Consider the following 6,041-nt stretch of genomic DNA (forward strand, 5'->3'; position numbering starts at 1 on the left):
GCGCCGGGTTCAGTGCGCCGACGCGTCCAGGAAGCGGTGCACCACCCGAACCGACGCGGCGCCTTCGCCGATGCAGGCCAGCACGTGCTTGACCGAACCCGCGCGCACCGCGCCCGCCGCAAAGACGCCCGGCTGCGAGCTTTCAAAGGCCCGGGCCTGCATCGACCCGGCGGCCGCGCGGCCAGTATGGATGTAGCCCCGATCGTCCGTATCCAGGTAGCCATCCAGCCATGCCGTGTTGGCCTGCGCCGTGGGCTCCCCCACCCCGTCCTGCCGCATGCCGGTTGCCACGATCAGGCTGCGGGCTTCGACTACCTGCCCGTCGTCCAGCCCGATCCGGTACGGGTAGCCGCTACCGTCGAATCCGCTGGCGACGTGGCCAGGCAGCACGTGCGAACCGAAGCGCCGGCTCTGGTCCTCGGCCCGGCGCAGCAGTCCTCCGTCGCACAGGCCCGTGACCGTGCCCGGAAAGCCTGGCAAGGCGTCCGCGCCAGGCAAGTCCGCCCGGCACCGCAGACGCCCCACCAGCAACGTATGCAAACCCTCGGATGCCGCGTAGGCCGCAGCCGCCAAGCCCGCCGTGCCGCCGCCCACGACCACGAGGTCAAGCACAGGATCGGCTTGCCCGACGCCCGCCGCAGACCGGAGGATCGCGCCCCCATAGGGGCGCTGCCGCACGTAGCCGATGCGCCGCAGCATGAAAGCGCGCAGCACGATCTCGGCCAGCGGCCGTTCAGCCAGAAGCAGCCTGGCCAGCGCCGGCCGGTCGACCCGCAGCAGGCGGCTGGGGCAATCGGCGCGCAACGTGACGGCATTGGGCCGGTCGGTGAAGAGGTCCAGGCTGCCCGTGAATTCGCCGTCGCGGTGCAGCAGCAGGCTATGCATGGCGCCGTCGGCCTCGCATTCCAGCACCTCGACATAGCCTTCCAGCACGATGTAGAACGCCGCCTCGCGGTCGCCGGAATTCAGCAGCACGCTGCCGGCGGGCACGGCGATCGTCTCGCCATACGGCGCCACCTGCGCGACCTGGGCGGACGACAACATCGGAAACGCCTGGGCATGCAAGGTTGCCAGGCTGGCGGGCGCGTCGGCGGGCGTCGGGCCGGTAAAGGGACGGGTCATGGATTGGCTCACGGATCATCCGCGCGTGGCGCGTACTGCACCCAACATAGCGTTGCCGGTCCGCCAAGTCTTGTGCACTTGACGCCTGATTTGTACAAAAGAGCAATGATCGCACTATTGAAGGCGCACTAGTCCTCCCGGCTGCGGCATCGCGCTTTTGTCCAAATCGGGACACTTGCGTCCAATCATTTGCGCTTGCGCATGCCTAATATGACACGCGGACGCAACCGCCAAGGTTTATCCTGTTCCAGACCATGACACCTTCCGCCCCTCCCGCCCAGGCGCCGGACCATGACGCAATGGCCTGATGCGCCTCCCAGCCTGCGGCACGTCTATCCGGGCGCGTCGATCCAGGCCATTCGGACCAGCCCGGCCTGCGGCGCGGGCCTGGAAATCCTGCGTGTGGGCTACGCGCTGCCCGATTTCGGCGTGGCGCGCTCCGAGGACGACGGCGACGATTTCCTGCTGAGCCTGTCGCTGACCGACAGCCATCGGGTGCTGTATGAAGGGGGCCAGCCCCACCCCATGCCCGTGGCCGCTGAGGCCTTGACGATACGCCGCGCCAGCGCACCCTACCGCGCCGAGCTTCGCACGCCGTTCGATTTCCTGTATTTCCGCATCCCTCCCAAATCACTGGAGCGGCTGTCGGAAGACCTGGGGCTGCCGCACGTCGGGGACCTGTCATGCCTGCCCGGGCAATCCGATCCGGTGCTGGCCAGCCTGGGCAATGCGCTGCTGCCAGCGCTGGGCGCACCGGGCACCGCCGATCCCCTGTTCATCGACCATATCGCGTTGGCCGTCCAGGTTCACGTGGCGCAGAAGTATGGCGGCGCCGCGCTCTGCCAGGCACCGGCGCGCGGCGGTCTGGCGGGGTGGCAGGAAAAGCTGGCCAAGGACACGCTGGCGTCGGACCTGCTGGCCAACGTGTCGATCAGCGACGTGGCCCTTGCCTGCGGATTGTCGCGCAGCTATTTCATCAAGGCCTTCCGCCAGACGGTGGGTACGACGCCGCACCGCTGGCTGCTTGAACACCGCGTTGAGAAGGCCAAGCTGATGCTCCTGAACTCCAGCCGCTCCGTGGCCGGGATCGCCGGCGACTGCGGTTTTTCGGATCAGGCGCACCTGACCCGCGTCTTCGCCAGCACCGTCGGCGTCCCGCCCGCGGCCTGGCGCCGCCAGCACCGGAACTAAGGTCGGCCATGCCGCAACGCATCCAGATCCAGGCCTCCGACATGACGGTCACGCGCATGCGCAGCCACCGCGACGACTTGCCGCCCGGCCCGCCCATCCCGGTGCAGGATGCCTTCAGCGTCATCGTCCAGCTACAGGACTTCCGCGCCCACACTTTGTGGCGCGGCAATCGCATTGCCTACCAGGGCGGGCATGCGAAAGGCGTGGTGGCCATCACCCACCTGGGCGACCAGTGGCGATGCGAGCACCGGTCGGCCTTCGACAACATCCGCTTCCAGCTGCCGCGCAGCGCACTGGATGCGTTTTCTTCCGAGACGTCGCGCCCGCGCATATCTGGATTCGATTGCATGAACGGCACCCAGGACCCGGTGATCTACCACCTGGCTTGCGCGCTGGCGCCGACGCTGCTGCATCCCCAGCAGGCCAGCCGGCTGTTCATGGACCAGATCAGCGTGGCCTTGCAGGCCCATGTGATGCATGCCTATGGCCATGCCGCAGCGCCGGCCCTGGAAGCTGCAAGCAGCCATTTGTCGCCCGGGCAATTGCGCCGCGCCACCGAACTGCTGGCCGCCAACGTCGGCGGCGACCTGTCGGTGGCCGACATCGCCGCCGAATGCGGCCTGTCGCGCAGCTATTTCATCAAGGCGTTCAAGGGCAGCACCGGCAAGACGCCGCACCGCTGGCTGACCACCTACCGCATCGAACGCGCCTGCGCCCTGCTGGCGCAAGGCGGATGGTCCATCGCGGCGGTGGCGCTGGCCTGCGGCTTCGCCGATCAAAGCCATCTGACCCGCGTCTTCACCCAACAATTGGGCACCACGCCCGGCATCTGGCGCCGCTAGCGCAAGCGCAGGGGGCGGTGGCCCCGCCCTGCAGGCTAGCGCGGGAGCGCGGGTCCGGGCGTCAACGGCCCTGCGGGCTGGCCGGGCCGCGACGGCATCGGTGGCAATTTCGGCTGGCTCGGCCCGCTCCAGGCGGGTGACGCACCGCGATCGGCGCCGGAAGCGCCGGGCGCGGGATAACGCGATTCGCCGCAACCCGTACCCAGGCAGGTGGGCGGCGTACGGCCTGGCTCGACGGTCCGAGGACAAGACGTGCCCACGCAGTTGTCCGGCAACGTGCGTGCCGAGGGCGGCGGCGATGGAACGCTGGGTACGCCGTCCCGCGCCAGCGCCGGGCCACAGGCCAGCGCCATCCACACCGCCGCGATCAGGGTTTTCATCGTCATGCCTCCTCAGGCTGCACGCTTTCGAGTGTGCGCCCATCCCCTGCCTGCCGCAAGGCGCGGGCGCAAGACTATGGCGCCAAAATTGGATGTTTTTCGCGCCACGTCACGGGGATGTCATCTGCCCTGCCTAGACTGGCGCCGCTGAAACATTCAGTCTGCAGTCAACAGAACGACAGCCGTTCAACAGTCCCCTCACCTTCTTTCGATCCCATGCCGAACCCCTTTCCGTTCGGGCGCCGACCTGTCGCCCGCGCCCTTGCTTTTTCCTTGATCAGCCTGCTGGCCGCTTGCGGTGGCAGCGACGACGACGACGCAGCGCAGCCCGAAACGCCGCCGCCGGTCACCCCGCCCGTCACGCAACCCGAACAGCCGGCCGGCACCCAGGTGGCGTTCATGCCCGACGTCCATTTCCATGACGTGTACGCCACGTTCAAGGACGGATCGTTCCCGGGCGTGCCCAACCAGAAGACCGGCCGCAACGCGACGATCCGGACGATGCAGGCGCAGATGACGTCCACCCGGCTGTTCAACGAAAACTACTTCGCGTTCCTGGCCGCGCTGGATGACGCCGTGGCGCGCGGCGTGAAGTTCATCGCGCTGCCAGGCGATTTCTCGGACGACGGCCAGCCGGTGCACATGCGCGGGTTCCAGAAGATCCTGGACGACTACCACGCCCGCTACGGCATCGAGTTCTTTGCCGCGCCGGGCAACCACGACCCCAACCGGCCGCTGGCGCGCGCCGGCGGCAAGTCCGACTATCTAGGCATTGATTCCGCCACCGGACGCCAAGGCGCCCAGCAGGCGATCTACAGCCGCGGCGGCAACGGCGATTGCTCCTCGGGCTACTCGGGCGACTGGGCCAAGGTCAACAACACGTACTGCACGGAAGAAGTGCAGGAACTGGGCTACGCCGGCATCACCGAATCGCTGGCGCAGCATGGCTTCATGCCCAAGCCGGCCTACCGCTACTACGAGACGCCGTACAGCAACTACACCTATAGCGGCTATTCGTACGAAAAGGCGCTGGCGCAGGCCAACTGGGCCACCCGTCAGTACGAGATCTGCAAGGAAGGCACGGGGGGCTCCTATCGCCAACCCAGCTATACCCTGTGCCGTTCGGTGCCCGACACCAGCTATGTCGTCGAACCGGTCGAAGGCGTCTGGCTCGTGGCCATCGATGCCAACGTCTACGTGCCCACCGGCCCGGGCGCCAACGACTTCGCGGGGTCTGGCGACGCCGGCTACAACAAGATGCTGACGCACAAGCAGCATGTCATCGCTTGGCTGAAAGACGTGGTGGCGCGCGGCAAGGCGTCGGGCAAGCAGGTCGTGGCCTTCAGCCACTTCCCGATGAGCGAGTTCTTCAATGACGCGTCCGACGACATTACGGCGCTGCTGGGCGCGGGCAAGATGCAGATGGTGCGCCGCCCGGCCGAAGACGTGACCCGCGCGCTGGCCGAAACCGGCCTGCAGATCCACGTGGGCGGCCACATGCACTTCAACGACACCGGCGTGCGCCACTATGACGGCGACCATGCGCTGTTCAACATCCAGGCTCCGTCCATGGCGGCCTACGTACCGGCCTACAAACTGCTGCGCATGAAACCGGACAGCACGGTGGAAGTCGAAACGGTGCGCATGGACGAGGTCCCGCGCTATGACGAACTGTTCGAGCACTACCGTGCCGAACACGCCTTCTTCACGGACTTCCCCGCGCAGGTGCCCGGCGGCACGCTGTGGAGCGCCTCGATCCTGGACGCCCGCAACTATGCCGACTTCAGCTCGCGCTATATGTCGGAACTGGTGCGCCTGCGCCTCTTGAATGACGACTGGCGCTGCGAAATGCGTGAACTGGTGAAGAGCCCGCTGAACGGCTCGCACCTGCTGGTGCTGTCGCAGATGCAGACCAACGTCACCTTGAAGGAATTGGCCAACACCGGCGGCCAGGGCCTGTTCTCGTCAGCCTTCTTCGGCTGCCTGGCCGAAGCGGGCGGCAGCGGCGCCAGCAACCCGGCCTACGCGACGGACTACGCCGCCGCCGAAGTGCGCGCCCGTGCGCTGGCCCAGGCCAACGGCATGCGCCTGGAAGACTTCGACGCCTGGAAGGCGCTGGACCTGGCGGGCGACTTCGTGCGCCTGGCCAACGCCGGCGACCTGGCCTTTGCGGACATTCCCGCCGCGCGGGCCCGCCAGTACAAGCTGCTGGCCCAGGCCTTGCAGTCGACCAACGCCAACCTGCTGGTCAACGGCAACCAGGTGCGCAACGACAACACCGCCGCGGCCGTGTTCCAGGCGCGCTTCAAGCCGCTGATGGCGATCCTGTTGAAGCTGGCGGCCGGTGCCCCGACCCGCCACTTCATCGTCGACCTGAAGACCAACACGCTGACGGACATGACGGCGGAAGTCTCGCCGTTCTGATCCCGGCCATGCCGTGAAAACGCCGCGTGGGGGCGCGCCCCGCAAAGCGGCGGCGCGCGGCGGCGTGGGGGGTGGGGGTTTC

The 6,041-nt window shown here is 67.6% G+C and carries 4 protein-coding genes; 3 read left to right on the forward strand and 1 reads right to left on the reverse strand.

Annotated features, from left to right (window positions below; translation table 11 throughout):
• Nucleotides 1–9: 9 nt before the first annotated feature.
• Entirely contained in the window at nt 10–1,122 is a 1,113-nt protein-coding gene (locus AC27VE_RS29065; RefSeq protein WP_488705695.1) for a Crp/Fnr family transcriptional regulator, read from the reverse strand.
• Between the two features lie 291 nt (nt 1,123–1,413).
• Here AC27VE_RS29065 and AC27VE_RS29070 point away from each other — a divergent pair, with 291 nt between their 5' ends.
• The 3 genes from AC27VE_RS29070 (at nt 1,414) to AC27VE_RS29080 (ending at nt 5,959) form a co-directional block, all read left to right on the forward strand.
• Nucleotides 1,414–2,313 carry a helix-turn-helix domain-containing protein gene (locus AC27VE_RS29070; protein WP_488705696.1) on the forward strand — a complete coding sequence of 300 codons (900 nt, stop codon included), beginning with the start codon at nt 1,414–1,416 and terminating at the stop codon, nt 2,311–2,313.
• A gap of 8 nt (nt 2,314–2,321) precedes the next feature.
• Nucleotides 2,322–3,155: a helix-turn-helix domain-containing protein gene (locus tag AC27VE_RS29075; RefSeq protein WP_488705697.1), complete on the forward strand. Its 834-nt coding sequence runs from the start codon at nt 2,322–2,324 to the stop codon at nt 3,153–3,155.
• Between the two features lie 653 nt (nt 3,156–3,808).
• Nucleotides 3,809–5,959: a metallophosphoesterase gene (locus tag AC27VE_RS29080; protein WP_488705698.1), complete on the forward strand. Its 2,151-nt coding sequence runs from the start codon at nt 3,809–3,811 to the stop codon at nt 5,957–5,959.
• Nucleotides 5,960–6,041 lie beyond the last annotated feature (82 nt).

This window comes from Achromobacter sp. 18P8.1.1 (assembly GCF_057799415.1).